Source organism: Vibrio sp. 03_296 (assembly GCF_002265885.1).
Genome location: NZ_NPKW01001168.1, coordinates 1 through 903, shown reverse-complemented (window position 1 = coordinate 903; position 903 = coordinate 1). Strand labels below are relative to the sequence as shown.

Genomic DNA, 903 nt, shown 5'->3' with positions numbered 1-903 from the left:
TAGCCGGTGCTTCTTCTGTCGCTAACGTCAATGATAGTGCTATTAACACTACCACCTTCCTCACGACTGAAAGTGCTTTACAACCCGAAGGCCTTCTTCACACACACGCGGCATGGCTGCATCAGGCTTGCGCCCATTGTGCAATATTCCCACTGCTGCCTCCCGTAGGAGTCTGGACCGTGTCTCAGTTCCAGTGTGGCTGATCATCCTCTCAGACCAGCTAGGGATCGTCGCCTTGGTGAGCCCTTACCTCACCAACTAGCTAATCCCACCTGGGCATATCCTGACGCGAGAGGCCCGAAGGTCCCCCTCTTTGAGCCGAAGCTATCATGCGGTATTAGCCATCGTTTCCAATGGTTATCCCCCACATCAGGGCAATTTCCCAGGCATTACTCACCCGTCCGCCGCTCGCCACCCGAGAAACAAGTTTCTCTGTGCTGCCGCTCGACTTGCATGTGTTAGGCCTGCCGCCAGCGTTCAATCTGAGCCATGATCAAACTCTTCAATTAAAAGTTTTTTGAAGCTTTCGCTTCGGCTCAATGAATACTGAATAAATTGACTGTGCCGATACTTAGTATCGTTTTGGTCACTCAGTTCATTGATAAATCTTTTGGATTATCATCAACGAGTGCCCACACAGATTGATAGGTTTATATTGTTAAAGAGCTTGCTTTTCGAGAAGTTTTTCTCTCAAAGCGGAGGTGCATTCTAGCGAGTTAATTTGAAGAGTCAAACACTTTTTCAAATTTATTTTCTCAGAAGCTTTTACCTCACCCGACGTTGCTGAGGCCTTACGCCGTCTGCCGTGTCGGTGGATGCGCATTATAGGGAAGGCAGTTTCTTTGGCAACCCTAATTTGAAAAAAGTCACCAAAAGCGTTCGTTTGATTACAAAGACAACGAT

1 protein-coding gene and 1 rRNA gene are annotated in these 903 nt (G+C 47.8%); both read right to left on the bottom strand.

Annotated features, from left to right (window positions below; genetic code table 11):
• Positions 1–509: ribosomal RNA gene (locus tag CIK04_RS30650) — 16S ribosomal RNA — on the bottom strand; the annotation flags it as partial.
• Positions 510–658: 149 nt separating this feature from the next.
• Positions 659–903: hypothetical protein (locus CIK04_RS35130; protein WP_325206039.1), on the bottom strand; the 245-nt coding region annotated here is incomplete at its 5' end.